The organism is Streptomyces sp. NPDC051243 (genome assembly GCF_044455405.1).
Taxonomy (GTDB): Bacteria; Actinomycetota; Actinomycetes; order Streptomycetales; family Streptomycetaceae; genus Streptomyces.
The window spans coordinates 1-25894 of the sequence record NZ_JBITES010000031.1 but is presented as its reverse complement, the minus strand read 5'-3'; the positions used below and the strand labels follow the sequence as shown (position 1 = coordinate 25894).

General features: G+C 71.8%; 25 protein-coding genes. 8 read left to right on the top strand and 17 right to left on the bottom strand.

Annotation, left to right across the window (positions count from 1 at the left end; all coding sequences use genetic code 11):
- The first annotated feature begins 87 nt into the window (after positions 1–87).
- Positions 88–672: a Uma2 family endonuclease gene (locus ACIBAG_RS45140; protein ID WP_399113903.1), complete on the top strand. Its 585-nt coding sequence runs from the start codon at positions 88–90 to the stop codon at positions 670–672.
- Between the two features lie 3 nt (positions 673–675).
- Here ACIBAG_RS45140 and ACIBAG_RS45135 read toward each other — a convergent pair whose 3' ends face one another.
- Positions 676–1596, bottom strand: a complete 921-nt coding sequence (locus ACIBAG_RS45135; RefSeq protein ID WP_399113902.1) for an AEC family transporter — start codon at positions 1594–1596, stop codon at positions 676–678.
- A 168-nt stretch (positions 1597–1764) separates the two neighbouring features.
- Between ACIBAG_RS45135 and ACIBAG_RS45130 the strand changes: the two genes are divergently transcribed.
- Positions 1765–2151, top strand: coding sequence for an STAS domain-containing protein (locus ACIBAG_RS45130; RefSeq protein WP_399113900.1), 387 nt, complete (start codon positions 1765–1767; stop codon positions 2149–2151).
- Here ACIBAG_RS45130 and ACIBAG_RS45125 read toward each other — a convergent pair.
- The 3 genes from ACIBAG_RS45125 to ACIBAG_RS45115 form a co-directional block, all read right to left on the bottom strand.
- A complete protein-coding gene (locus ACIBAG_RS45125) occupies positions 2035–3054 on the bottom strand; it encodes a sigma-70 family RNA polymerase sigma factor (RefSeq protein ID WP_399113898.1) in 1020 nt (339 codons plus the stop codon). The two genes, ACIBAG_RS45130 and ACIBAG_RS45125, sit on opposite strands and share 117 nt — an antisense overlap.
- A gap of 247 nt (positions 3055–3301) precedes the next feature.
- The gene (locus ACIBAG_RS45120; protein ID WP_399113897.1) at positions 3302–3703 is read right to left on the bottom strand and encodes an ATP-binding protein; all 402 of its coding nucleotides are present in this window, start codon (positions 3701–3703) and stop codon (positions 3302–3304) included.
- Positions 3704–3840: 137 nt separating this feature from the next.
- Positions 3841–5004 (bottom strand): adenosine deaminase, encoded by a 1164-nt coding sequence (locus tag ACIBAG_RS45115; protein WP_399113895.1) that lies wholly within the window; start codon positions 5002–5004, stop codon positions 3841–3843.
- Between the two features lie 146 nt (positions 5005–5150).
- On the opposite strand from ACIBAG_RS45115, the gene ACIBAG_RS45110 reads away from it, so the two are divergent.
- Complete coding sequence (locus tag ACIBAG_RS45110; RefSeq protein WP_399113894.1) at positions 5151–5921, top strand: alpha/beta hydrolase; 771 nt, start codon at positions 5151–5153, stop codon at positions 5919–5921.
- Positions 5922–6004: 83 nt separating this feature from the next.
- Here ACIBAG_RS45110 and ACIBAG_RS45105 read toward each other — a convergent pair whose 3' ends face one another.
- A complete protein-coding gene (locus ACIBAG_RS45105) occupies positions 6005–6967 on the bottom strand; it encodes a LysR substrate-binding domain-containing protein (protein WP_399113892.1) in 963 nt (320 codons plus the stop codon).
- Between the two features lie 63 nt (positions 6968–7030).
- On the opposite strand from ACIBAG_RS45105, the gene ACIBAG_RS45100 reads away from it, so the two are divergent.
- Together ACIBAG_RS45100 and dnaN are read left to right on the top strand one after the other, a co-directional pair.
- Positions 7031–8305, top strand: coding sequence for an MFS transporter (locus tag ACIBAG_RS45100; protein ID WP_399113890.1), 1275 nt, complete (start codon positions 7031–7033; stop codon positions 8303–8305).
- 124 nt (positions 8306–8429) lie between these two features.
- Positions 8430–9593, top strand: coding sequence for a DNA polymerase III subunit beta (dnaN, locus tag ACIBAG_RS45095; protein ID WP_399113888.1), 1164 nt, complete (start codon positions 8430–8432; stop codon positions 9591–9593).
- 150 nt (positions 9594–9743) lie between these two features.
- Here the strand turns inward: dnaN and ACIBAG_RS45090 are convergent, their stop codons facing one another.
- The 5 genes from ACIBAG_RS45090 to afsQ1 form a co-directional block, all read right to left on the bottom strand.
- Positions 9744–9953: a PspC domain-containing protein gene (locus ACIBAG_RS45090; RefSeq protein WP_399113887.1), complete on the bottom strand. Its 210-nt coding sequence runs from the start codon at positions 9951–9953 to the stop codon at positions 9744–9746.
- Between the two features lie 108 nt (positions 9954–10061).
- The gene (locus ACIBAG_RS45085; RefSeq protein ID WP_399113885.1) at positions 10062–10613 is read right to left on the bottom strand and encodes a VanZ family protein; all 552 of its coding nucleotides are present in this window, start codon (positions 10611–10613) and stop codon (positions 10062–10064) included.
- A 483-nt stretch (positions 10614–11096) separates the two neighbouring features.
- Positions 11097–11783 carry a hypothetical protein gene (locus ACIBAG_RS45080; RefSeq protein ID WP_399113884.1) on the bottom strand — a complete coding sequence of 229 codons (687 nt, stop codon included), beginning with the start codon at positions 11781–11783 and terminating at the stop codon, positions 11097–11099.
- Complete coding sequence (locus ACIBAG_RS45075) at positions 11783–13369, bottom strand: ATP-binding protein (RefSeq protein ID WP_399113883.1); 1587 nt, start codon at positions 13367–13369, stop codon at positions 11783–11785. Before ACIBAG_RS45075 ends, ACIBAG_RS45080 begins: the two co-directional genes overlap by 1 nt.
- Positions 13366–14043, bottom strand: coding sequence for a two-component system response regulator AfsQ1 (gene afsQ1, locus ACIBAG_RS45070; protein ID WP_037886857.1), 678 nt, complete (start codon positions 14041–14043; stop codon positions 13366–13368). The genes ACIBAG_RS45075 and afsQ1 overlap by 4 nt, the downstream gene beginning before the upstream one ends.
- Positions 14044–14320: 277 nt before the next feature.
- On the opposite strand from afsQ1, the gene ACIBAG_RS45065 reads away from it, so the two are divergent.
- A complete protein-coding gene (locus tag ACIBAG_RS45065; protein WP_399113881.1) occupies positions 14321–15067 on the top strand; it encodes a SigE family RNA polymerase sigma factor in 747 nt (248 codons plus the stop codon).
- Between the two features lie 195 nt (positions 15068–15262).
- Here ACIBAG_RS45065 and ACIBAG_RS45060 read toward each other — a convergent pair whose 3' ends face one another.
- The 5 genes from ACIBAG_RS45060 to deoC form a co-directional block, all read right to left on the bottom strand.
- A complete protein-coding gene (locus ACIBAG_RS45060) occupies positions 15263–15592 on the bottom strand; it encodes a DUF6281 family protein (RefSeq protein ID WP_399113879.1) in 330 nt (109 codons plus the stop codon).
- A gap of 57 nt (positions 15593–15649) precedes the next feature.
- Positions 15650–16357, bottom strand: coding sequence for a uridine kinase (locus ACIBAG_RS45055; protein WP_399113877.1), 708 nt, complete (start codon positions 16355–16357; stop codon positions 15650–15652).
- Between the two features lie 122 nt (positions 16358–16479).
- Positions 16480–17418, bottom strand: coding sequence for an aldehyde dehydrogenase family protein (locus ACIBAG_RS45050; RefSeq protein ID WP_399113875.1), 939 nt, complete (start codon positions 17416–17418; stop codon positions 16480–16482).
- Entirely contained in the window at positions 17411–18847 is a 1437-nt protein-coding gene (locus tag ACIBAG_RS45045) for an aldehyde dehydrogenase family protein (protein WP_399113873.1), read from the bottom strand. Before ACIBAG_RS45045 ends, ACIBAG_RS45050 begins: the two co-directional genes overlap by 8 nt.
- A gap of 5 nt (positions 18848–18852) precedes the next feature.
- On the bottom strand, positions 18853–19815 hold the full coding sequence (deoC, locus tag ACIBAG_RS45040) for a deoxyribose-phosphate aldolase (protein WP_399113932.1): 963 nt from the start codon (positions 19813–19815) through the stop codon (positions 18853–18855).
- Positions 19816–19997: 182 nt separating this feature from the next.
- Here deoC and ACIBAG_RS45035 point away from each other — a divergent pair, with 182 nt between their 5' ends.
- Both ACIBAG_RS45035 and ACIBAG_RS45030 read left to right on the top strand, forming a co-directional pair.
- On the top strand, positions 19998–20699 hold the full coding sequence (locus tag ACIBAG_RS45035) for a PH domain-containing protein (RefSeq protein WP_399113871.1): 702 nt from the start codon (positions 19998–20000) through the stop codon (positions 20697–20699).
- A 103-nt stretch (positions 20700–20802) separates the two neighbouring features.
- A complete protein-coding gene (locus tag ACIBAG_RS45030) occupies positions 20803–22554 on the top strand; it encodes a hypothetical protein (RefSeq protein WP_399113870.1) in 1752 nt (583 codons plus the stop codon).
- Between the two features lie 104 nt (positions 22555–22658).
- On the opposite strand, the gene ACIBAG_RS45025 is transcribed toward ACIBAG_RS45030, so the two are convergent.
- A complete protein-coding gene (locus ACIBAG_RS45025) occupies positions 22659–23900 on the bottom strand; it encodes a hypothetical protein (RefSeq protein ID WP_399113868.1) in 1242 nt (413 codons plus the stop codon).
- A gap of 163 nt (positions 23901–24063) precedes the next feature.
- Entirely contained in the window at positions 24064–25695 is a 1632-nt protein-coding gene (locus tag ACIBAG_RS45020) for a phospho-sugar mutase (RefSeq protein ID WP_399113867.1), read from the bottom strand.
- Positions 25696–25894: the final 199 nt, after the last annotated feature.

Below are 25894 nucleotides of genomic sequence, written 5' to 3'. Positions count from 1 at the left end.
TTCCTCATTCGGGTGAACGGGATCGGTGGACCCCCGCCGGTCCCGTTCGGCATGCTGGGATCGGTGACGCACCGATAGGAGACCGCCATGAGCGCACTCACCGTGAGCCAGGACCCCGACCAGAACTGGGACGACCTCGTCCGGTACTGGGAGGAGATGGAATGGCCCGAGGGCAGCAAGGTGGAGATCATCGAGGGGATCATCACCGTGTCACCTGCTCCTGCGTCCCGCCACAACGTGATCACGGCCCGCGTCCAGCGTCGCCTCTACTCCGTGATCCCCGAGGACTGGGAAATCTTCCAGACACTGGCGATCGCCGTGCCGTCACGGCTTGGCATGCTCATCCCGGACCTGGTCGTGGCTCCCGTGCGGGAATGCGCGGAGGCGGACTCCCACATCCCGGCAGTCCTCGCCGAGCTCGTCGTCGAGGTGACTTCCAAGTCCAACGCCCGCCACGACCGTGTCAGCAAGCCCGCTGCCTACGCCACAGCCGGGATCCCGCTCTACCTCCTCATCGACCGCTGGGCCCCCGGAGGCCCCACCGCGACGCTTTACGGAGAGCCGAAGGGCGATGTCTACCGTGTCCTGAGCGCCGTCAAGTTCGGTGACCCCATCAAGCTGCCGGAGCCGTTCGACGTGACCATCGACACCGGTGAGTTCCCGGTCGACTGACCATCAGCCCAGCAATGCGGCCACCACGACCAGCACCGGCACCGACAACACCGTCGACAACAGAATCGAGTCCCGGGCCAACCGCTCGCCCACCCGGTAACTCGACGCATACGTGAACAGGTTCTGCGCGGCAGGCAGCGCCGACGTCACCACCACGTCAAGCAGTTCAGCGCCCCGCAGTCCGAACACCCCCACCGCCAGCGCCCAGGCCGCCGCCGGCTGGCCCACCGACTTCAGAGTGACCGAGAGCAGCACCGGAGCTCGGTCCGGCCCCCGGCCCGGCATCGTGCTGCCGCACAGTGAGATACCGAAGGCCAGCAGGACCGCCGGGACCGACATGCCGCCGATCAGGGTCAGCGGGTCCAGGACGGGCGCCGGTACCTTCACGCCCGCCGCCGACACCGCCACCCCCGCCAGCGAGCCCACCGCGATCGGGTTGCGCAACGGCGTCAGCAGGCGGCGCCACAGCGGCCCCTTCTCGCCCTCGCCGGACAGGTCGAGGACCGTCAGCGCGATCGGAGTGACCCCGACCAGCTGGAACAGCAGCACCGGCGCCACCAGCGACGCGTCGCCCAGGACGTACACCGCGATGGGGATGCCGAGGTTGCCGGAGTTGACGTAGCTGGAGCACAGCGCGCCGATGGTCGTACGGCCCACTCCCCACCGCCGTACGACACCCACCGCGACGAAGACCCCGGCCGCCGCGGCCGTGCTCAGCGCCGTGACCAGGAGACGGCTGGAGAAGATCACCGAGAGGTCGGTCTGCGCGAGCGTGGTGAAGAGCAGGGCGGGAGAGGCCACGTGGAAGGCGAGCTTGGTCAGCACCTCGCGGCCCTGGGCGCCGAGATAGCCGCGCCGGCCGATCACATAGCCCACGCCGATGACGACCGCGATCACCGCGAACCCGGTCAACACCCCCTGCACGGAGCCCCCTTGGCGGGGACGAGGCCGGAGGGTATTCGGGGACGCGACGATACATGGGGCATACAGCCAACCCTCCGGGGAAAGAGGGGAGCCGGTCAACGTGATCTCGGTCGGCGGACACGGCGCAGCGCCCCGATCAGCGGGAACCGGCGACCACCGACCGGCCCGATGAGTTACGCCCGCCCGCCCGGTCTACCGATCGTGGACGCCATGACACCCGCTGTACTCGTGCTGGCCGGCCCCGTCACCCGGGACGAGGTGCCAGGGCTGTGCGATGTCGTGCGGGCGCGGCTGGAGGACACCGGGGCGGGGGTGGTGGTGTGCGATGTCGGGGGGCTCGGGCCGCCGGGGCTGGGCACCGTGGACCTGCTGGCCCGACTGCAGCTCACCGCCCGACGGGCCGGGGGCCGTATCCGGCTGCGCGACCCGGATCCCGCGCTACACGCCCTCCTCGACCTGGTCGGGCTCCGCTTCGAGGTGGAGGGGCAGCCCGAACAGCGGGAACCAGCGCTGCGTGTCGAGGAAGCAGTGGAACCCGGTGATCCGCCCGTCTGAGATCTCCAGGACCTGGACCGCCCAGGGGCTGAAGCCGCCCTTCTCCGGATCCGGCTTGTACTGCGCGAACCCCGGCAGTCCGTTGACCTGGACCGGCATCAGACGCGAGCCCGCGCACGGGGCGCCCAGTGTCGTCATGAAGCCCGTGATGTCCTCGACGCCGGTCAGCCACAGGTCGAACGGCGGCATCGTCATGATGGCGTCCTCGTGCAGCAGGGCGGTCAGCGCCGTCATGTCGTAGCCCTCGAACGCCGCGACATAGCGCTCCAGGAGCTTTTGCTGTTCGTCGTCCAGCGGGTCGGACACGGTCGCCTCCGCCCCCGGCTGCTCCCGCTCGGCGAGCGTCGCACGCGCCCGCTGCAACGCGCTGTTGACCGACGCGACCGTGGTGCCGAGCAGCTCGGCGACCTCGCTCGCCTTCCAGGCCAGCACCTCGCGCAGGATCAGCACCGCCCTTTGCTTGGGCGGCAGTTGCTGCAGGGCGGCCATGAAGGCGAGCCGCACCGACTCCTTGGCGACGGCCGCCTCGGCCGGGTCGTCGGTGGTGGGCAGCACCCGGTTGTCCGGCATCGGCTCCAGCCACGTGTTGTCCGGCCGGGGCGAGAGCGCCGCCTGGGCGAGCGGCGTCGACTCCGTCAGGTCCATCGGCCGGGCCCGCTTGTTGCCGGCGGTCAGCATGTCCAGGCACACGTTCGTCGCGATGCGGTACAGCCAGGACCGGAGGCTCGAGCGTCCCTCGAACTTGTCGTAGCTCCGCCAGGCGCGGACCATCGTGTCCTGCACCGCGTCCTCGGCCTCGAAGGACGAGCCGAGCATGCGGTAGCAGTACCCGGTCAGTTCGACGCGGTGTTTCTCCAGTCTGACGTCGAGGTCCGTTGTCGTAGTCGCCGTGCCGTCGCTCATCGTCCACCCACCCCTGTGGCCGTATCCCGAGGAGCGCCTCTTCGCGCTCAACACCTCGGAAGCTACCGCAGCCCACTGACAATGGCCCCCGGAGCGGACGAAAGCGCAGCTCAAACGCCTTGCCACGACACACCGCCGGGGCGCACCCGGTGTCCATGGGGTGCGCCCCGGCGATGTGGTCGGCCGCCCGTTCCCAGGCGGTTCTCCGCTGCTTCTCCGCTGGTCTCCGCTGCGGAGGCGCGTCGGCTCAGGCGAGCGGCACGCCGTTCAGCGGCAGGCCCTGGGTGGGCAGAGTCGCGGTGGGCGCGCCCTGCACACCCGGCACCGGCAGACCGCCCAGCAGGCCGGAGACCAGGCCGGTCGGGCCGCCCGCCAGCGCCTGCTCCGCGGCCGGCTGCGCGGAGGCGACGCCGGTGGTGGCGGAGGCCACGCCCGTGGTGAGCGCCTCCTGACCGCCGGCCAGCCCCGAGGTGGCGGCCGGGGTGGCCGTCGAGAGGTTCTCGGCCGGGAGCGTCCTGGTGACGGTGTCCAGCGCCGTGCCCGCGGCGTCCGGGGCGACCGGCGCGGCGTTCGCGGCGCCGGCACCCGCGGCGGCGAAGGCGGCACCGAGAGCGGCGACACCGAGGGTCCTGGCAGCAGACTGCTTCATGAAATGCGTCCTCGAAATTCGTTACGGGGTTGTGAGCGGTTCTCGACCGTAAACACGCCCCGCCTGCCACCGCAAACATCGAAATGCGGACGGATTGTGAATGGCGTTTGCATCCCGTGCACGCGGATGCCCGCCGATCAGCCCTCTTCGGTGGCAGAGTCGCTGGTAGACGTGGTCTGCCGGAACAGCCACTCGGACTTAAGTTCGGCATATCCGGGCTTGATCACGTCATTGATCATCGCGAGCCGTTCATCGAAAGGAATGAACGATGATTTCATCGCATTGACGGAGAACCATTGCATGTCGTCGAGCGTGTAGCCGAATGCGTCGACAAGGTGCTCGAATTCCCGGCTCATACTGGTGTGGGACATGAGGCGGTTGTCGGTGTTCACGGTGGCCCGGAAGTGCAGTCGGCGCAGCAGACCGATGGGGTGGGCGGCGTAGGAGTCGGCGGCACCCGTCTGCAGGTTGGAGCTCGGGCACAGCTCCAGCGGGATGCGCTTGTCCCGCACGTACGAGGCGAGCCGGCCGAGCTTCACCGAGCCGTCGGCGTGCACCTGGATGTCGTCGATGATGCGCACGCCGTGCCCGAGCCGGTCGGCGCCGCACCACTGCAGGGCCTGCCAGATGGACGGCAGGCCGAAGGCCTCGCCCGCGTGGATGGTGAAGTGGTTGTTCTCGCGCTTGAGGTACTCGAAGGCGTCGAGATGCCGGGTGGGCGGGTGGCCGGCCTCGGCGCCGGCGATGTCGAAGCCGACGACGCCCAAGTCCCGGTAGCGGTTGGCGAGTTCGGCGATCTCCAGGGCGCGGGCGGCGTGCCGCATGGCGGTGAGCAGGGCGCCCACGCGGATGCGGTGACCGTTCTCCCGTGCGAGCCGCTCGCCCTCCCGGAAGCCCTCGTTGACGGCCTCGACGACCTCTTCGAGGCTGAGCCCGCCCTCGAGATGCTGTTCGGGCGCGTACCGCACCTCGGCGTACACGACCCCGTCCTCGGCGAGATCCTCGGCGCACTCGCGCGCCACCCGAACGAGTGAGTCGCGGGTCTGCATCACGCCGACCGTGTGGGAGAAGGTCTCCAGGTACCGCTCCAGCGAGCCCGAGTCGGCGGCCTCACGGAACCAGACGCCGAGCTTGTCCGGATCGGTCTCGGGGAGCTGGCGGTAGCCCGACTCGCGGGCGAGCTCGACGATCGTGCCGGGGCGCAGCCCGCCGTCGAGGTGGTCGTGCAGCAGAACCTTCGGGGCCCGGCGGATCTGGTCCGAGCTCGGGGTGTTCGCCTTCTGGGCAGTCTCGCTCGTCATTTCCGCACTGTAATGCCTACACGCGTAGATCGCTCGGGAAATGCCCGCCTCTCGTACGTTTCCGGGTCGCTGTACGAATCCGTCGATACGTAACGGTGACCGCGAGGACGGGTCGCGTACACCCGTCCTTCTGACACTGTTCTGTCATGGCACAACAAGCGACGCCGGTTCGCAGGGCCCGGCTGGGCAGAGCGATCGGGCCGGAGCCGACAGCGGTGAGCGGTGTGGTGCTCCTGCTCCCCGGCGGTGACGAGGTCTCACATCGCAAACCCGCGCCGCTGTTGGCGACCTCGTACGTGCGGACGCTGGGGCGCCGTCTGGTGCGGGCGGGGCGCGGGGAGGGGCTCGCCGCGCATGTCGTGCACTACCGCTTCCGCGGCTGGAACGGCAGTGCCGCGAACCAGGTGAGCGACGCGTTGTGGGCCGCGGACGAGGTCGTACGGCGCTACGGGGACGTGCCCGTGTGCCTCGCCGGGGTCGACATGGGCGGGCGGGCGGCCCTGCACGCGGCGGGTCACGAAGCCGTCAACTCCGTGCTGGCGGTGGCGCCTTGGCTGCCGGAGGAGGACGTGGCGGCCTCGCCCGAACCGGTGAAGCAGCTCGGGGGGCGGCGGGTGCTGATCGTGCACGGCACGAACGACGAGCGGACCGATCCGGAGTTGTCGTTCCGGTTGGCGGCTCGGGCGAAGAAGGCGAACCGGGATGTGTGCCGGTTCGAAGTGCATGCCGACGGTCACGGGTTGCATCAGTACCGGGAGGAAGTTCTCGCGCTGGCCGAGGACTTCGTGATGGGGGTGTTGTTCGGGAGGGTGTTTTCCCGGCCGGTCGCTGATGCGTTCGCGGCTCCGCCGCCGCTGGGGTTGCGGATGCCGCTTGCCTCCGGCTTCGGGAAGAGACGGCAGCGCCGTAGGGGGTGAGCTTGTGTTCGGGGTGCGGGTTGTGTTTGGTTGTTCGCGCCCACGCGGCGGAGCCACACAGTGAACAAAGCCCCGCGCCCCTTTTAGGTTGGCAGCAGATTGCCCCTTCGTGAGAGCAGAAACTTCTTGAAGGCGGCCACCGGGGGCGTGTCCGGGCGGTCTGCCATCCATGCCACGCCGATCTCGCGCGCCGCTCTCGGGGCCGTGACCGTCAGTTCCGCCACTCCTGGGCGGGGGACCGCCGGTGGGGGCAGGAGGGCGACTCCCAAGCCCGCCGCCACCAGGCCCCTCAGGGTTTCCGCCTCCTCGCCCTCGAAGGCGATACGGGGCTTGAAGCCCGCCTCCTTGCACAGGTCGTCCGTGATGCGGCGGAGGCCGTAGCCGGGTTCCAGGGTCACGAAGATCTCGTCGGCCGCTTCGGCCAGGCGGATGCGCCTGCGGGCGGCCAGGCGGTGGTCGGCGGGGACGACCAGGCGGAGTTTCTGTTCGTCCAGGCGGCGGGCGACCAGGTCGGGGGCGTCGGGGACGGGGGAGGTCAGGCAGAGGTCGAGTTCGCCGGCTCGCAGGCGTTCGATCATCGCCTCGCCGTAGTTCTGGACCAGGCTGAAGCGGATGCGCGGGTGGTCGGCGCGGAAGGCGTGCAGGAGGCCGGGGACCGTTTCCGCGCCCATGGTGTGCAGGAAGCCGAAGGCGACCTTGCCGGTGGCCGGGTCGGCGTCGGCGCGTACCTCGTCGGCGGCGCGCCTGATCTCGGCGAGGGCGCGTTCGGCGGAGGCGAGGAAGGTGCGGCCGGCGGGCGTCAGGGAGACCGTACGGCCGTGGCGGGCGAACAGGTCGACGCCCAGGTCCTGCTCCAGGCGGACCATGGCACGGGACAGCGTGGACTGGGGGACCTGCATCTCCTGGGCGGCCCGGGTGACGTGCTCGGTGCGGGCCACGCCGGCGAAGTACGCGAGCCGGGGTGCGAGCAACCTCGACAGATCTTCCATGTCTTCTGTGTCACTGGATGGTGACAGTCGAGCCTGTGAGCTGTGTTGATGCGCCATGGGAACGATTATGGCGAGTTCATGCATTGGACGGATGAGTGGGGGCGTACGTAGCTTCGAAGCATGTCTCCCGCCAGTACCGGGGCGTCCACCACCGTGGGCGCCGCACCCGCTGTCCCTGTCGTCGACTCCCGTATGGCCCCCGGCGGCCCCGGCTACCGCCGGATGAGCTTCGCCCTCTTCCTCGCCGGTGTCGCGACCTTCGCCCTGCTGTACTCCACCCAGGCCCTGCTGCCGCTGATCTCCGGTGAGTTCGGGGTGGCGGCGAGCGAGGCGAGCTGGACCGTGGCGGCGGCGACGGGCGGTCTGGCGCTGTTCGTGCTGCCCATGAGCGCGCTGTCCGAGCGGTTCGGACGCCGTACGGTCATGACGGCGTCGCTGGCGGTCGCGGTGACGGTCGGGCTGCTGGTCCCCCTCGCGCCGAACCTGACTGCCCTGGTGGTGCTGCGGGCCGTGCAGGGTGCGGCGCTGGCGGGTCTGCCGGCGTCGGCCACGGCGTATCTCGCCGAGGAGGTCCGGCCGAAGGCGCTGGTCACGGCGATCGGGCTGTTCGTCGCGGGCAACAGCGTCGGTGGGATGAGCGGCCGCGTGATCACCGGCTGGGTCGCTCAGGAGTGGGGCTGGCGGGTCGCCGTCGGCGTCATCGGCGCGATCGCCGTGGCGTGCGCGGTCGCCTTCCGGCTGCTGCTTCCGGCGCCGCGCCACTTCAAGCAGGGCTCGCTGCGGCCGCGGGTGCTCGTGCGGACCGTCCGTGACCATCTCTCCGATCCGCTGCTGTGCCGCCTGTACGCGATCGGCGCGCTGTTCATGACCGTCTTCGGTGGTGTGTACACGGTGATCGGCTACCGGCTGACGGAGGCGCCGTTCTCGCTGCCGCAGGGCATCATCGGCTCGATCTTCCTGGTGTACCTGGTCGGTACGGTCTCGGCTTCGACGGCCGGGCGGCTGGTGGGCCGTCTGGGCCGGCGCGGTGCGCTGTACGCGGCGGGCGCCACGACCGCTGCGGGGCTGCTGCTGTCCCTGGCGGGGTCGCTGCCGCTCGTCCTGCTGGGGCTGGTGCTGATCACCGGCGGCTTCTTCGCGGGGCACGCGGTGGCGTCCTCGGCGGTCAGCAAGACGGCCACGCGAGGGCGGGCGCAGGCCTCCGCCCTGTACCAGTCCGCCTACTACGTCGGCTCCAGCGCGGGCAGCACCGTGGGCGCCGTCGCCTTCCACGCGGGCGGCTGGGCCGGGACCGTCGGGGTCGGACTGCTGGCGGTGCTCGGCGTCGTGACGATCACGGTGTTCGGGACGCGGGCGGCACGGTTGCGGCGGGAGCGGCTGGCGACGGCCGCCTGAGCTCTGGGGTCTCCCCGGGTCTCTCTGGGGGGCTTGTACGTTCCCCCTGGTCGGGGCCGGTTGTCAGTGGGTGCGGATAGTGTCCGCGGTCATGGGGAGCCGGGTCCGGACAGGGGGATTTTTCATGGAGTTCCGCATCGAGCGTGCCGCCTTCGCCGAGGCTGTGGGCTGGGCGGGGCGTGCACTGCCGTCGCGTACACCGGTGCCGGTGCTGGGCGGACTCCTGCTGGCGGTGACATCCGGGCGGCTCACCGTCTCGGGGTTCGACTTCGAGGCGGCGGCGCGCATCGAGGTGGACGCCGAGACCGGGGCGCCCGGCGAGGTGCTCGTGCCGGGGCGCCGGCTGCTGGACATCTGCCGTGTGCTGCCCGACGGGCCGGTGAGCTGCTCCCTGGACGGGGCGCGGTTCACGGTGGAGGCCGGCGGCACCGAGTTCGGTCTGTCCACGCTGCCGCGCGAGGAGTACCCGGCGCCTCCGGCGCAGCCCGGGCCGTACGGCAGTGTGGACGCCGCCGCGTTCGCCACGGCCGTCGGGCAGGTGGCCGTGGCGGCGGGGCGGGACGAGACGCTGCCGGTGCTGACGGGTGTGCAACTGCGCCTGGACGGCGAGTCGATGACGCTGTCGGCGTCGGACCGGTACCGGTATGCCGTACGGCGGGTGGGGTGGAAGCCGGAAGGGTCGGTGGGGGCCGCGGAGGGGATGGGTGTCGGTGGGGCCGTGGAGGCGTTGGTGCCCGCGCGGCGGCTGCTCGATGCCGCGCGGTCGCTCGCACGGTGCGCAGTCGTGCGCGTCGGGCTGGAGCCTGCCGCGGGTGGCGGGCTGGTCGGCTTCGAGGGTGGGGGCATGCGGAGCGTCGTGCGGTTGCTGGACGGGCGGCTGCCGGCGTACGGGTCGCTGTTCGACATGGCGGGGGCGGCGGTCGCGGAGGTCGAGTCCGGGGCGTTCACGGAGGCCGTGCGCCGGGTTGCCGTGGTGGCCGAGGCGAGCAGTCCCGTGCGGTTGGACTTCTCGGCCGGCGGGTCGGTGCTGCTGCGGGCCGGGTACGGGGACGATGTGGCGGCGCAGCGGTTGCCGGCGGTGCTGAGTGGGGCGGAGGAGGTCGGCGTCGCGTTCAATCCGGCGTATCTGCTGGACGCGCTGAATTCCTTTGAGGCGGGCCGGTTGCGGCTGGAGCTGATCGGGGCCGGGCAGCGGGTGCTGTTGAGTGGGGTGGAGGCGGAGGAGGGGGCTGGCGGGGTGGGCGGTTCGCACCGGCATCTGCTCATGTCCGTCAAGCAGCTGGTCTGAACCGGGGCAGCGAGGAGACGGGAGGGGGCGGGAAGGGACCGGGCGGGCCGGGGGGCCGGGGCCGGCGGAAGAGACAGTGGTGCGCCCCGGCGATGGAGGCGGTGCCGGGGCGCATTTTTTCGCCGGGTTACCAGGCTGTACGTGCCCTGGTTACCAGGCCGTGCGTGTCTTGTTCGCCTTTGCCTCCGACGGGAGCAGCAGCCACAGCGCTATGTAGAGCAGGAACTGCGGGCCCGGGAGCAGGCAGGAGATCAGGAACAGGACGCGCACCGTCGTCGCGGAGGTGCCGAAGCGTCGCGCCAGCGCGGCGCACACTCCGCCGATCATGCGGCCGTGGGTGGGTCGGGCGAGCGCGGTCATGGTGTGGCTCCTTCGCGAGCGTGGGCCGAAGGCCCCCTGGTGGGGCCTTCCTAGTGATGGCCTCATCTGACATCCACGCTATGGCGACGAACCGGGCAAAGCGTCGCTCTACGGGGCTATCCCGACCCTGGGAATCGTCGGGGTCCGACCCTGAGAGGGCTCGTCCTGGGGGACCGTCGACCGGTGGGCGAGCCGGGACCTGCGGCGCAGCCAGGCGCGGGCGGCGGGGACGATCGTGGTGTGCGCGAGGGCCACGCCGGCCGTGTTCAGGAACAGTGAGTCGATGTCCACGACCTGGCCCGGGACGCCGGTCTGCAGCAGTTCGATGCCCAGGGAGATCAGGGCGCCGGCGGCGACCGTGCGGACCAGGGAGCCGAGGGGGGAGGCGTGAAGCCTGCCGTGTGTCATCGGGAGCAGTACGCCCAGTGGGGCGAGCAGTGCGAGGCCCTCGACGATGTGGCGGGCGGCTTCCTGCCAGCCCAGGGCCAGGTCGGCTCTTATCCCGGCGAACGGCCGCAGGTTGGCCGGCATCACCCAGGGGACGTCCAGGGGGCGCAGTGTTAGCCAGGCGACGAACGCGAGGTGTGCGACCAGGAGGACACCTCCCGTCGCACGGATGCGGATCGCGGCGCTGCCGCCGATGGAGCCTTGACGCTGCACGCCCCCCTAGACGCGCCCCCCGGCGGGATCGGTTCCGGGACACGCCGTGGTGGCGTGAGGCGTCCGCCACACGGGCCTCCGGCGGGGTGCGGGTGTGATGCCTGCGGCGCCTGTGCGGGTGGGGTGGGGGCGTGCGTAGCGCCTGCGGTCGGTGGGTGGGTCGGGGCCGGGTCGGGGGGCCGTCCTCGGACCGGCGGCTGGGCTCAGGCCAGGAGGTGCCGCGTGTTGACGCCGGCCACTGCGGGCGGACACCGCCCGACCCGTCCCCTTCCCGATGTACGCGACCGCGGCTGCGTGGGGGCACGCGTCCTTCCGCCGCCCCAGCTGCGGGCAGTCGTGCCTCCCCCAGTGCCTAAAGGGCCTGGGAGGTACCCCCATGGGCGGCACGAGTGGGCAGGCCGCACCCCGTCGCGCCGGGCTGCGCAACCCCCCGACCTCAGCCCTCACGCCGGGCACCTCTCAGCGCCGGCCCACATCCCTCCGTCAGACGTCGCTCGACGGCGGCTCGTTGCTGCCAGGCCTCGTGCGGACCTCGTCCGTGCACTCGTAGCGGCGTGGGGGCTCGTCCGTCGGGCCGCCCAGGATCACCGAGCCGTCGCCCTCGGCGGCCGTCGAGTCCGAGAAGGTGCAGACGATCTGGGCGAGGGCGTACGACGTGAGGTCGGTGGGCGGGGTGCTCAGGCGCAGTGCCTCGTCGGGATCGCCGGGGCGGGGGCCGTTCACGGTCATGGCGCCGCGGACGTCCGTGGTGTAGCCGGCCTCCTTCTCGTCGGCCGACGGGGTTTCCTCCAGCTCGTCCAGCAGGCCCTGGGCCACCAGCACACGGCGCTCCGAGTCCGGCGAGCCGTCCGGGACCCGTACGGTCCGCTCCACGGCCACCAGTTGCGAGCCGCACAGCAGGAACACCTGCACCGGGAGGCCGCGCGAGGCCTGCGTCGAGACGTCCGGCCCGGAGAGCGAGCAGTGCACGCGGGAGGGGGCCGGGCCGAAGTCGGTCGGGACCTCCGTGGACCGTATGCCGCAACCGGCGAGGAGGGCGGCCGTCAGCGCGGAGAGCGTCAGCAGGCGGCCCGCACGGGCCGTCCGGCCGTGTGCGTGTGAGCGTGCGGGGAGTTCGGCCTCGGCGCCCTTGAGGCGAACGGGAGCGGTCCCCGCGTCGCGGGCGTTCATCAGGCGTCCCCCTTCTGCGCGCGACCGGTGTCCTTGCCGCCGCCCTCGTCGCCGTTCGTCTCCTGCGCAAGCTGCGACGCGTCCCGGGGCAGGCGCAGGGTGAACACCGCGCCCCCGTCGGGGGAGTTGGCGGCGGTGATCTCGCCGCCGTGGATGTGGGCGTTCTCCAGGGCGATCGACAGGCCCAGGCCGCTGCCCTCGGAGCGGGGGCGGGAGGCGCTGGCCTTGTAGAAGCGGTCGAAGACGTGAGGCAGGACGTCCTCGGGGATGCCGGGGCCGTGGTCCCGTACGGCGATGACGACCTCGTCGTCCTGCGCACTGACCGCGACGCGCACCGGCGAGCCGCCGTGCTTGAGGGCGTTGCCGATGAGGTTGGCCAGTATGACGTCCAGGCGGCGCGGGTCCAGGCGGGCCATGATGCCGCGCGCGGCGTCCAGATCGACCGCGTCCAGCCACGCCCGGGCGTCGATGCAGGCCGTGATCTGGTCGGCGACGTCGACGTCGTCCAGGACCAGGCGGGCCGTGCCCGCGTCGAAGCGGGTGACCTCCATCAGGTTCTCGACGAGGTCGTTCAGGCGGCGCGTCTCGCTGACGACGAGGCGTACGGCGGGCTCGATCATGGGGTCCATGGAGCCGGACTCCGCCTCGAGTTCTTCTTCGAGGACTTCCGTCACGGCGGTGATCGCGGTGAGGGGGGTGCGCAGTTCGTGGGACATGTCCGCCACGAAGCGGCGGGACGCCTCGTCGCGCGCCGCCATGTCGGCGACCCGCTTCTCCAACGCCTCGGCGGCGTTGTTGAACGTCCTTGACAGGTCCGCCAGTTCGTCCGTGCCGGAGACACGCAGACGGGTGTCCAGCTTGCCCTCGCCGAGTCGGCGGGCGGCCGTACCGAGGCGCTGCACGGGCTTCAGTACGGTCGTGGCGGCGGCCTGCGCGAGCAGCGCGGAGCCGATCAGCGCGAGGCCCGTGGCGATACCGAGCGACCAGGCCAGGGAGTTGAGGTCCTTGGCCTCCTGCTCCAGGGACTTGAGCATGTAGCCGGTCGGACCGCCGCCGTTCAGCCGGGTACCGGCGACCAGGTACGGGGTGTCGTCCTCGATGATCCGCTGCCAGTACAGGTGGTACTCGGACTTGCCGGAGGAGTTGGTCGTCTGCTTCTCGTTCACCGCCGTGCGCAGCGACTCGGGCACGTCCGCGAGCGTGAAGCCGTCCAGGCCGCCGGAATTGCCGTACACCGGCTTGCCGTCGGCGTCCTCGGCGGCCAGCAGCACGGAGAAGCGCTGGCTGCTGTTGGCCATCTGCCCGGCGGTGTGCTGCAGTTCGTCCTGCGTCGGCTCCTGGGGGAGCAGGCCCGCGCGGTTCTGCATCTCCTGCTCGAAGTCGCGCAGCACCGCGTCCTGGGTGCGCCTGAGCACCGCCTCGCGGTTGAGCCAGTAGGCGATCCCGGAGGCCGATACGGCGGCCGTGAGCGCCACCAGGCCGAAGACGACCACCAGCCGCAGTCGCAGGCTCGTGAAACGCAGCCTCGACCACACTCCCTTGCGAGCCGCGAACCAGCCGCGGAAACCCCCTTGCGCGTCTGTCACTGAGGCGCGTCCAGGCGGTAGCCGACACCACGGACGGTACGGATCAGCGTCGGCGACGACGGTACGTCCTCGACCTTCGCGCGCAGTCGCTGGACGCAGGCGTCCACGAGGCGGGAGTCGCCGAGGTAGTCGTGTTCCCAGACCAGGCGGAGGAGTTGCTGCCGGGACAGGGCCTGACCCGGCCGGCGGCTCAGTTCGAGCAGCAGGCGCAGCTCGGTGGGGGTGAGCTGGAGGTCCTCGCCGTTCTTCGTCACGGTCATCGCGGCGCGGTCGATGACGAGGCTGCCGAAGGTCGCCGCGTCGTTGGACTCCCGTTCCCCGCGGCGCAGCACGGCCCGGATCCGGGCGTCCAGGACCCGCCCCTGCACGGGTTTGACGACGTAGTCGTCCGCGCCGGACTCCAGGCCCACGACCACGTCGATGTCGTCGCTGCGCGCGGTCAGCAGGATGATCGGCAGCTGGTCGGTGCGCCGGATACGGCGGCACACCTCGAAGCCGTCGATGCCGGGCAGCATCACGTCCAGCACGATCAGGTCCGGCCGCTGCTCACGCAGCAGCTTCAGGCCGTCCTCGCCGGTGGCAGCGGTGGCCACCCGGTGTCCCTGGCGCGTCAGTGAGAGCTCCAGGGCCGTCCGGATGGCGTCGTCGTCCTCGATCAGCAACAGGGAAGGCACGGGGGTCATTCTGGCCCATGCGGGGGCGGTCTTTCGACACCTGTACGAGCTGTACGGCTACGCGCACGTAGCGCGTTCGGCTGTGCGGGGACTGTCCCGCGCCTGGGGGCGACCTCTGACACAGGCCCCTGTGACAGCTCTGTGACAGTCGGCGGACACGGCCATGAAGGTGCCCGGGCAAGCTTTTCGGCACAGGCAAGACAGCAAGACGCACCGAGCAAGACCACCAGCAAGTCGCACGATCAGAACACCGGAAGTCCACGACGGGGGGCGCGAGATGAACACGCTGCACGGCACCAGCACCAGCGCGGTTATCACGCGGCTGCACGACGTGAACGGGGGCCGGGGTTCCGAGAAGTCCGGTGCCGTGAGCGGGCGGGGGTGCGCTCGCGGCACCGGGCGTCAGCACACCGCGTACATGACGGTGGTTGACGGTTTCACGGGGGAACCGCACGGGGGAGCCGCGTACAGGGAGGACTCGGGGGAGCGTCGTCGCTCGCTGTCGGAGGCGGAGTTCACCGCCTACGTCCAGGAGCGCCGCGCCTCCCTGTACGCGACCGCCTACCACCTGACCGGTGACCGCTTCGAGGCCGAGGACCTGCTGCAGAGCGCGCTGTTCTCGACGTACAAGGCCTGGGACCGGATCAGCGACAAGGCCGCGGTCGGGGGCTACCTCCGCCGCACCATGACGAACCTGCACATCAGCGCGTGGCGCCGCCGCAAGCTGAACGAGTACCCGACCGAGGAACTGCCGGAGACGCCCGGCGACACGGACGCGATGCGCGGCACCGAACTGCGCGCGGTCCTGTGGCAGGCGCTCGCCCGCCTTCCCGAGCTCCAGCGCACGATGCTGGTCCTGCGCTACTACGAGGGCCGCACCGACCCGGAGATCGCGGAGATCCTCGACATCAGTGTCGGCACGGTGAAGTCCAGCATCTGGCGGTCGCTCCGCCGGCTGCGCGAGGACGAGGTCCTCAGCTTCGGCCGTGACGAGGAGGACGCCTTCGGGGAGCTCGTCGCCTGAAGGTCCGGGGGGACGCACCAGGGGGAGCGGTAACGGGGGAGCGGTAAGAAGTGGGGGGACCCACGGGGGCCGGGGGGCCCACGAGGGGACCGACGGGGGAAACGGGGGAAGCTCCACCACGGGGGAAGCGGTGGAGCGCAACGAGAGCGGGGCTGGAGGGCCGGGGGGTCCGTCCAGTCCCGCTTCGCTGTGCGGTCAGCGGGCAGCCATGGGCGCCGCCTCGGCGGGACTGTCCCCGACGGCGATGGCCTCGGTGGGATCGACCCCCTCGATCGCGTAGGCGCCGGTCGTGCTCTCGGGGATGGCGACCTCCGGGTCGTTCGGGGTGTCGTCGCACTCCACGACCGTGGCCGTGCCCAGCCGCTCCCCGACGGTGAAGACGGACTTCTCGGTGGGCAGGTAGTCGCGGCTGTCGTAGGTCACCAGGCCCGAACAGGAGGCCCCGCCGGAAACCCCGCCGCTGGTGCCCGTGCAACCGGCCGACGTCAGTAGCGCCACTGTCACGAGCAGAGCCGCACGCTTCATCGTCGTCCTTTCCTCCGCAAGATCCCAGGCCTACGACGGAGAAGGCGCCGAAGTCGTTCAGCCGGCCGGTGTCGAAGCCGCCGGGCAGCGGCCCGCGGCGGCCGCGGTGAGGCGGCCGAGGGCCTCGTCGCGGTCGCAGGCGTACGCGCCCAGTGCCGTCTGGCGGGCGATGATCGACCGCTCCAGGCGCATCAGGCGCCAGCCGCGGCGCAGCAGGAAGGGCACCGACTTGCGGCCCTCCCGCAGGTCGCGCAGAAAACGGCGGCGGAACGTCCGCACCGGGCCGCGGCTCAGGCACAGCGCGTCGGCCAGCACCCCGAGTTCCCGGCAGCGGGTCACGATCTCGGCCGCGAAGATGCCCTCCGCGATGAACAGGGGGGTCCGGCCGATCTCGACGGTCTCCTCGCCGGTCCGGGCGCTGAGCGAGATGTCGTACAGCGGGACGTTCGTACGGCCCGTGCGGCACAGCTCCACGATCGCCGCCACGGCCGTGTCGGCGTCCCACGAGTCGGAGTGGTCCCAGTCGATGTCGGAGGACCCGGGGACCTGCGGCAGCGTCGGGTCGTCGCCCTCTTTGTAGAAGTCGTCGAGCCGCAGCACCGGAAGACCGGAACGGGCGGCGAGCAGGGACTTGCCGGAGCCGGAAGGGCCGCAGAGCAGCACGACTCGCGTCGGTATGGGCGGTTGGGAACTCACGGGACACCAGTGTGAGGCATGTTCCGCCCGGCGGACGACCCGGCGTACCGACTTTGCAGCGCGCGTCACACCCGGATTACAGGCGGCGTTCACCTGAGTACGCCACGCAGCGGCGGCGGAAGAGCGGAAGAAGAGGGCCGTGACTCCTCCGGACGGAGAGGAGGCACGGCCCTCTGGTCTGCGCGGGCGGGTCAGTAGGACGAGCCGGACGCGCCCAGGGAACCCGTGGGGTGCCAGACCGTCTTCGTCTCCAGGAACGCCGTCATACGGTCGATGCCGGGGGTGGCCGCCCAGTCGTCCACAGGCTGTGGACGCAGGACGCGCTTGAGGTTGTCCGCCGCGGCGATCTCCAGCTCCTTCGCCAGGGCGTCGTCGGCGCCCGCGAGGTCGATCGCGTTGACGTCCTGGTGCGCGGCGAGCGGCGTCGCGATCTCCGCCGTACGGCCGGAGAGGATGTTGACGACTCCGCCGGGCAGGTCGGAGGTGGCCAGGACCTCGCCGAGGGAGAGGGCCGGGAGCGGGGACTTCTCCGAGGCCACGACCACGGCCGTGTTGCCGGTCGCGATCACCGGGGCGACCACCGAGACCAGGCCCAGGAACGACGACTCCTGCGGTGCCACCACGGCCACCACGCCCGTCGGCTCGGGAGAGGAGAGGTTGAAGTACGGGCCCGCGACCGGGTTGCCGCCGCCGACCACCTGGGCGATCTTGTCGGTCCAGCCCGCGTACCAGACCCAGCGGTCGATCGCCGCGTCGACCTGCGCCGCCGCCTTCGACTTGGACAGGCCCTCGGCGTCGGCGACCTCGCGCACGTACTGCTCGCGGCGGCCCTCCAGCATCTCGGCGATGCGGTAGAGGATCTGGCCCCGGTTGTACGCCGTCGCGCCGGACCACCCGCCGAACGCCTTGCGCGCGGCGACCACCGCGTCACGGGCGTCCTTGCGGGAGGAGAGAGGTACGTTCGCCAACCAGTCGCCCTTGCCCGCCGCGCCAGCGGCTGATGTCTTCGCGCTCACCTCGTACACCCGGCCGCTCTCGGAACGCGGGAACTTCCCGCCGACGTACAGCTTGTAGGTCTTGAAGACGGAGAGCCGCTCGGCGCGCTCAGTCTTGTCGTTCTTCTCAGACATCGAGGTACGCCTCCAGGCCGTGGCGGCCGCCCTCGCGGCCGAAGCCCGACTCCTTGTAGCCGCCGAACGGCGAGGTCGGGTCGAACTTGTTGAACGTGTTGGACCAGACGACGCCCGCACGGAGCTTGTTCGCCACGGCGAGGATCCGCGACCCCTTCTCCGTCCAGACGCCCGCCGACAGGCCGTACGGCGTGTTGTTGGCCTTGGCGACGGCCTCGTCCGGCGTACGGAAGGTCAGGACCGACAGCACCGGGCCGAAGATCTCGTCGCGGGCGATCCGGTGCGCCTGGGTGACGTTCGTGAAGAGCGTCGGGGCGAACCAGTAGCCGGCGGTCGGGATCTCGCAGGCCGGCGACCAGCGCTCGGCGCCCTCCGCCTCGCCCTGCTCGACGAGCGTGGTGATACGGGAGAGCTGCTCCTCGGAGTTGATCGCGCCGATGTCGGTGTTCTTGTCCAGCGGGTCGCCGAGGCGGAGGGTCGACAGGCGGCGCTTCAGCGACTCCAGCAGCTCGTCCTGGATCGACTCCTGGACGAGGAGGCGGCTGCCCGCGCAGCAGACCTGGCCCTGGTTGAAGAAGATCCCGTTGACGATCCCCTCGACCGCCTGGTCGATCGGGGCGTCGTCGAAGACGATGTTGGCGCCCTTGCCGCCCAGTTCGAGGGTGAGCTTCTTGCGGCTGCCCGCGACGGTCCGGGCGATCTCCTTGCCGACGGCCGTGGAGCCGGTGAAGGCGACCTTGTTCACATCCGGGTGCGCGACGAGCGCGGCGCCCGTGTCGCCGTATCCCGGAAGGATGTTGACGACGCCCTTGGGCAGGCCCGCCTGGCGGCAGATGTCCGCGAAGAACAACGCCGAGAGGGGAGTGGTCTCCGCCGGCTTCAGGACGACCGTGTTGCCGGTCGCGAGGGCCGGGGCGATCTTCCAGGCCAGCATCAGTAGCGGGAAGTTCCAGGGGATGACCTGGCCGGCGACGCCCAGCGGCTTCGGGTTCGGGCCGAAACCGGCGTGGTCGAGCTTGTCGGCCCAACCCGCGTAGTAGAAGAAGTGCGCGGCGACCAGCGGGAGGTCCGCGTCGCGGGTCTCCTTGATCGGCTTGCCGTTGTCCAGGGTCTCCAGCACGGCGAGCTCACGGGCCCGCTCCTGGATGATCCGGGCGATGCGGAACAGGTACTTGGCGCGCTCGGAGCCGGGCAGCGCCGACCACTTCTCGAAGGCCTTGCGGGCGGCCTTCACGGCGCGGTCCACGTCCGCCTCGCCGGCCTGGGCGATCTCGGAGAGGACCTCCTCGGTGGACGGCGAGACGGTCTTGAAGACCTTGCCGTCGGCGGCCTCGGTGAACTCGCCGTCGATGAACAGGCCGTACGACGGCGCGATGTCGACGATCGAGCGGGACTCGGGGGCCGGTGCGTATTCGAATGCCGATGCCATGGTGATCAGTCCACCGTCACGTAGTCGGGGCCGGAGTAGCGGCCGGTGGCCAGCTTCTGACGCTGCATCAGCAGGTCGTTCAGGAGCGAGGAGGCGCCGAAGCGGAACCAGTGGTTGTCCAGCCAGTCCTCGCCGGCGGTCTCGTTGACCAGGACCAGGAACTTGATCGCGTCCTTGGTCGTCCTGATCCCGCCGGCCGGCTTCACGCCGACCTGGATGCCGGTCTGGGCGCGGAAGTCCCGTACCGCCTCCAGCATAAGGAGCGTGTTCGCGGGGGTGGCGTTGACGGCGACCTTGCCGGTGGACGTCTTGATGAAGTCCGCCCCGGCCAGCATGCCGAGCCAGCTCGCCCGCCGGATGTTGTCGTACGTCGACAGCTCGCCGGTCTCGAAGATGACCTTGAGCCGGGCGCTCGCCCCGCAGGCCTCCTTCACGGCGACGATCTCGTCGTACACCTTCATGTAGTTCCCCGCGAGGAACGCCCCGCGGTCGATGACCATGTCGACCTCGTCGGCGCCGGCCGAGACGGCGTCCCGGACATCGGCCAGCTTCACCCCGAGGGCGGCGCGGCCGGCCGGGAAGGCGGTGGCGACGGAGGCGACCTTCACACCGGACCCGGCGACGGCCTCCTTGGCGGTGGCCACCATGTCGGGATAGACACAGACGGCCGCGGTCGCCGGGGTCGTACGGTCGGTGGGGTCGGGGTGGACCGCCTTGGCGCCGAGCGCCCGGACCTTGCCCGGGGTGTCCGCGCCTTCCAGCGTCGTCAGGTCGACCATCGAGATGGCGAGGTCGATGGCGTACGCCTTGGCGGTCGTCTTGATGGAACGGGTACCGAGGGACGCGGCCCGCCCCTCCAGGCCGACCGCGTCGACGCCGGGCAGCCCGTGGAGGAAGCGGCGCAGCGTGCTGTCGGACGCGGTGACGTCCGAGAGGGCGTGGGCTGCGGCAGGTGCATTGGTGGGCATGGTCACCAGACGAGCATATCTACGCGCGTAGCGGCTGTACACCCCAAGAGGGCTGCTCTCCGTGAATCCGCGCCTGGGGGAGCGGCGGGCCACCCACGACCCGCACTCGCGGACAAGGCACGTCCTCATGGCGAACGGGCGCCCGGCCAAGCCCGCCGCAGGCATGCGGCAGAATCGGCCCCATGACGACCCCCGAGCCCCAGCCCACCACCCCGGACCCCGTATCGAAGGACCGGGTCTACCGCTCACCCATGGGCATCGTCGGCGGTGTCCTTCTCCTGGCCATCGTGCTCTGGCTCGGCATCGACGCCCTGGTCCGTGGCGAGGGCCGCACACAGTGGCTCGCCCTCGCGGCGCTCATCCTGCTCGTGCCGCTCGTGTCCGCGTTCACCCTGCGCCCCGCCGTCTACGCCAACGAGGAACGACTGCGCATCCGCAACCCGCTCCGCGTCATCGTGCTGCCCTGGGGCCAGATCGCCTCGCTGCGGTCCGGTTACTCGAACGAGGTCGTCGCCAAGTCCGGCACCAAGTTCCAGCTCTGGGCGGTCCCGGTCTCGCTGCGCGCCCGCAAGAAGGCGGCGCGCCGGTCGGCCCGGGCGGCGGCCGAGCGGAGCGCTGCCGCGCGAGGCGAGCGGGGCGGCCGCGGAGGCGGGGGGACGGGCTTCGGAGGGCTCGGCTTCGGGGCGCCGCGGTCGGGCCTGAACGTGGACGGGCCGGTGCGCGCCGAGACCGACCAGGTCATGGACGACCTGCGGGAGCTGCACGAGCACCGGGAGCAGGAGGAGTCCGCGCAGGGCGAGGTGACCGTGCGGTGGGCCTACGAGGTGGCGGGGCCGGCGGTCGCGGGCGCCGTGCTGCTGCTGATCCTGCTGATCATCACCTGAGCCGCCCGCGGCCGGCCCCTCCCGGCGCCCGGCCCCGCTCGTCCGTCGGGCCGAGGACGGCAAGGACCGCAACCACGAGCGCGGCCCGAACGTCTGGCAAGCGATGACTACGAATCTCCGGCAGCCCCCGTCGCTGCCCGCCTCCGCCATACCCGACGGCTGCCTTCCCTGGGACGCCGAGCAGACCCGGCGCTGGACCGGTGCTCTGCCGCCGCGCTGGGTGCCGTTGCGGGCGCCGGCGTCCCTTGTCGTCGCCGTCGTCCTGGCCGCAGGTGTGGCGGCCGGGGCGTTGGCGCTCTACGCCGGGGTGCCGGGGTGGGCCGCAGCGTGTCTCGCGCTGCAGGCGGTCTGGGTCGTGCTACGTCCCGAGGCCGTGGGGGTGGCGGCGCCCGTCCTCGTCGTTGTCGTGCTGTTCCAGGGGGTCGCCCTCGCGTGGGCGGTGAGCCTGTCGGTCGTACTCGTGCTGCTGTGGGTGGCCGCCGTGCTGCGGCTCCTCGCGCGGGGACGACAGCGAACGGCGGCCAGGGCTGCCGCCGGGGGAGTGACCAGTGCCCTGCCGGACGGCGGCGCGCCGGTGGGGCGCGGGAAATTCCTCGTCTGGGTCGCACTCGTACCGCTCGTGGCCGGGGCCGTACTGGTCGCCGGCTCCGGCGGGTGGGAGCTCTCCGACGACCGGCGGACCGCGCCGGCCGTCGGCTGGTACGTCCTCGGGATCGGCGTCACCGTGCTGCTGTCCGCCGCGTTCGGCCGGTGGCGTGCCACAGGGCTGCGCCGGGAGCCCGTGCCCGTGCTGCGGGTGCTGATGCGGGTGAACACCGACGTGGACACCGAGGTGTACGCCGCGGACGACCTGGAAGGGGTGCGGCCGCTGTTCACTGTCGCGACATCGGTGCTCGATGACGACGACGAGGACGATGACGAGGCCGGAGGCGGGGACGGGGACCTGGCCGGGGAAGGGGATCGCGAGGACCGGGGCGACGGGGACGACGACCAAAACGACGACGAGGACGACGACGAGGACGACGACGAGGACGACGACGAGGACGACGAGGAGATCCGGGAACTCCTCGAGCGGCTCGACGAGGACCAGCCCGGGCCCCTGCGGGAAGCCGTCCTGTACGGGGTGCCCTACGACGGCGCCGAGGTTCAGCTCGTGATCGCCTCGACGGAGTCCGACGAGCCGGCGGTCGTGGAGTGGTCCACGGGGCCCGTGCGGCCGTTCTCCGAGGGGGCCGTACGCCGTCGGCTGGCGGGTGCGAAGCGTGCGGTGGCGGACGAGGCGCGGCGGCGGGCCGCTGTCGAGGACGTCGCCGGACGGCTGCGCGGCCAGGGGGCCGTGGACGTGCGGCGGTGGCGGGCCGGGTGGCCCGACTGGCTGTCGGTGGCCCTGGGGGCGCTGTGGGTGGGGGTCCTCTTCGTCACCGAGGGCGGGGTGTGGCGGTACGTCCTCGGCGGGCTGCTGGGACTCTGCGTCGCCCTGATGGCGCCGCGCCAGCTTGCCTGGCGGGTCACGGCCGACCGCGAGGGGCTCTGGTTCAACGCCCTGCTCGGCACCCGGCACATCGCGTGGGACGACCTGCGGACCGTCGAGTGCAAGGGCGCCGAGCTGAAGATCGGCACTCGCCGCAGTGCCTTCGGCGAGTGGTCGGTGGACACCCTTCGCTGGCGCCGGCTGGAGCGCAGGACGGGTTTCGTCCACCCCTACGAGCGGATCGCCACCGAGATCACGGCGATGTGGCAGGACCCGGCCGCGCGACCGGCCGAGATGAGCGACGAACGCCGACGCGGGCGCCCGCTGTGGCCGCTCGCGGTGCTCATCGCGGTGGGGTGGACGGCGCTGGTGCTCTGGGCGTGAGGGCGGCGGGGGTTTGGCTGCCGCACAGGGGGGTTCGGCTGCCGCGCAGGGGGTGTCGCTGCCGCACGCGGATCCGGGCCAACGCCCTGGGAGGCGGCCCGCGTTCAGGGTGCCGCCGGCCACACCAACGCCATGTACGCGCCCCAGTACGCCGCCCCGGCCACCGCCGCCGTGAGGATCAGCGCGCGGTGGCGCGAGGAGGCGCGGGACAGGTGCGCGGCGAGGGGGAGCAGGAGTGGGAAGGCGGGCAGGAGGAAGCGGGCGCGGGGGAAGTAGACGCCGCCGCTGCCCAGGACGATCGCCAGCAGTACGGCCGTGAAGACCAGCAGTGGCACCGGCTGCCGGTCCCACACCGACAGGGCGAACAGCACCACCGACGCGACCAGCGTGAGCGTCACCATCACCAGGAACAGCTCGGGCGTCGAGTCGCGCGCCAGCAGCCGCCGTACCAGACGCAGGGTCTCGCGGCCGCCGTCGAACTCGTTGTGCCAGAGCCGCTGTACGGCGAAGTAGCCGTCCCAGCGGCCCACGCGCAGGCCCACCCAGCCGACGTATCCGCACCAGCCGAGCGGGGCGATCGCCGCGGCCGCGAGGGTACGGAGGCGGAAGCGGCGGCGCAGTGCGAGCAGCGCCGCCACCGTCACCGCCGCCGCCACCGCGATGCCGGTCGGCCGGGTCAGGCCCGCGAGCACCGCCGGCCATGCCGCGGTGAGGAGCCGGCCGGTGAGCACGGCGTACAGGGACCAGGCCGCCAGCGCCGTGAACAGGGACTCGGTGTAGCCCATCCACTGCACCAGGCCGACCGGGAGCGCCGCCCAGAGGGTGGTGAGGAGGATGCCGACCCTGCGGCCGTACAGCCGGTCGCCGACCGCGAAGACGCCCCACGCGGCGACGACGGAGGCGACGACCGCGATGGCGAGGCCGGTACTGGCGCGGGTGCCCGGGGTGACCGCCGCGAGCGCCTTGACCAGGATCGGGTAGAGCGGGAAGAAGGCGAGGTTGTTGGCGTTGTGCGCGGTGCCGAGTTCGCTCGCGTAACCGTGGTCGGCGATGCCGAGGTACCAGTCGGCGTCCCACTGCGTCGCCAGGATCGGCCAGACCCCGTGGTTCCGGCGGTGCGCCCAGACGGTGAGCACCGCGAGGCCCGTGCCGCGTACGGCGAGGTAGGCGAGGAGGGCGGGGGCCGCGTGGCGAAGAGCGCTCAGGAGGGCGGGGGTCGCGTGGGGCAGGGCGCGTAGGAGGGCCGGGCGAGGGTGTGGGTGTGGCGGGGGGTGGGAGCCCGGGTGGGTGTCGTCGGTGGGAGCGGTGGTCGTTCGGGAGGTCGGCCGGGATGCGGTCGTGGACACGGCGCTGCTCCAGGCGGATCGGCGGTGGGTTCTGCCGTCCACCGTTGCCCGGGGTGTGGGGCGGGGCGCGGAGCGCCGGTCAACCGCCGTGGGGAAATCACCCGAGAGGGTGCCTCCAGACGGGGGCACCCTCTCGGGAACAGACAGGCAGCCGTCGTCCGGCTCAGATGCCTGCCGCCGCCGACAGGTCCCGCTTGATCGTCGCCAGCAGGTCGGCCGCCTTGGCGCGGGCCGCCGGGAGGCCGGCGTGCGCCGCGACCGGGACGACGACCTCCAGGTAGCACTTCAGCTTGGGCTCCGTGCCGCTGGGGCGGACGATGACGCGGGCGCCGTCGAGCGTGTAGCGCAGGCCGTCGGTCGGCGGGAGGGTGTCGGTGCCCTTGGTGAGGTCCTCGGCGCGGATGATGGCCAGACCGGCGAGCTCGGTCGGGGGCTGTTCGCGCAGGCGGCGCATGGCGTTCGCGATGACCGACAGGTCCTGGACCCGCACCGAGAGCTGGTCCGTGGCGTGCAGGCCGTGCTCCACGGCGAGGTCGTCCAGGAGGTCGAGGAGCGTGCGGCCCTCGGCCTTGAGGACGGAGGCGAGCTCGGTGATCAGCAGGGCTGCGGTGATGCCGTCCTTGTCGCGTACGCCCTCGGGGTCGACGCAGTAGCCGAGGGCCTCCTCGTAGCCGTAGCGCAGGCCCTCGACGCGGGCGATCCACTTGAAGCCGGTGAGGGTCTCCTCGTAGGGGAGGTTCGCCTTCTCGGCGATACGGCCGAGGAGGGAGGAGGAGACGATCGACTCGGCGAACGTGCCCCGGGCTCCGCGGTTGACGAGGTGGGCGGCGAGCAGGGCTCCTACTTCGTCGCCGCGCAGCATGCGCCATTCGTCGCCGTCCTTGACGGCCACGGCGCAGCGGTCGGCGTCGGGGTCGTTGGCGATGACGAGGTCGGGGGCCGTTTCCCGGGCCTTGGCGAAGGCCAGGTCCATCGCGCCGGGCTCTTCCGGGTTGGGGAAGGCGACGGTGGGGAAGTCCGGGTCGGGGTCGGCCTGCTCGGCGACGAGGGCGGGGGCCGGGAAGCCGGCGCGCTCGAAGGCGGCGAGGAGGACGTCCCGGCCGACGCCGTGCATCGCCGTGTAGACGGTGCGGGCGGTGCGGGGGGAGCCTGGGGCGAGTACGGCGTCGGTGCGGGCCAGGTAGGCATCGAGGACGCTGTCGTCGAGGGTCTCCCAGCCTTCGGTCGGGCGGGGGACCGTGGTGAGGGACGGGACCGCGGCGATCTCGGTGGCGATGTCGATGTCGGCGGGCGGGACGATCTGGGAGCCGTCGCCGAGGTACACCTTGTAGCCGTTGTCGCGGGGCGGGTTGTGGCTGGCGGTGACCTCTACTCCGGCGGCGGCGCCGAGGTGCCTTATGGCGTAGGCCAGGACCGGGGTGGGGAGGGGGCGGGGGAGTACGGCGGCGCGCAGGCCCGCGCCGGTCATGACGGCGGCCGTGTCGCGGGCGAAGTCCTCCGACTTGTGGCGGGCGTCGTAGCCGATGACGACGAGGCCGTTGTCGTGGCCCTGCTTCTTGAGGTGCGCGGCGAGGCCGGCGGCGGCGCGGATGACGACCGTGCGGTTCATGCGCATGGGGCCGGCGCCGAGTTCTCCGCGCAGGCCCGCGGTGCCGAACTGGAGGGTGCCGCTGAAGCGCTCCGCGAGCTCCGTGAGGTCGCCGGCTTCGATGAGCTTGGCCAGCTCGTCGCGGGTCTCCGGGTCGGGGTCCTCGGCGAGCCATGCCTGGGCCCGGGCGATGAGGTCGTCTTGCACGTCGGGTCAGCCTCTCGTTGTCGGTGGTGCCGGTGGTTCGGGTGCGATGCCTGCGGCGGCCTGCGCGGGTTCGGTGGGGGTGCGCGTAGCGCCAACGGTTTCGTCGTGGGGCGGGGGGGGGGGGGGGGGGGGGGGGGGGGGGGGGGGGGGGGGGGGGGGGGGGGGGGGGGGGGGGGGGGGGGGGGGGGGGGGGGGGGGG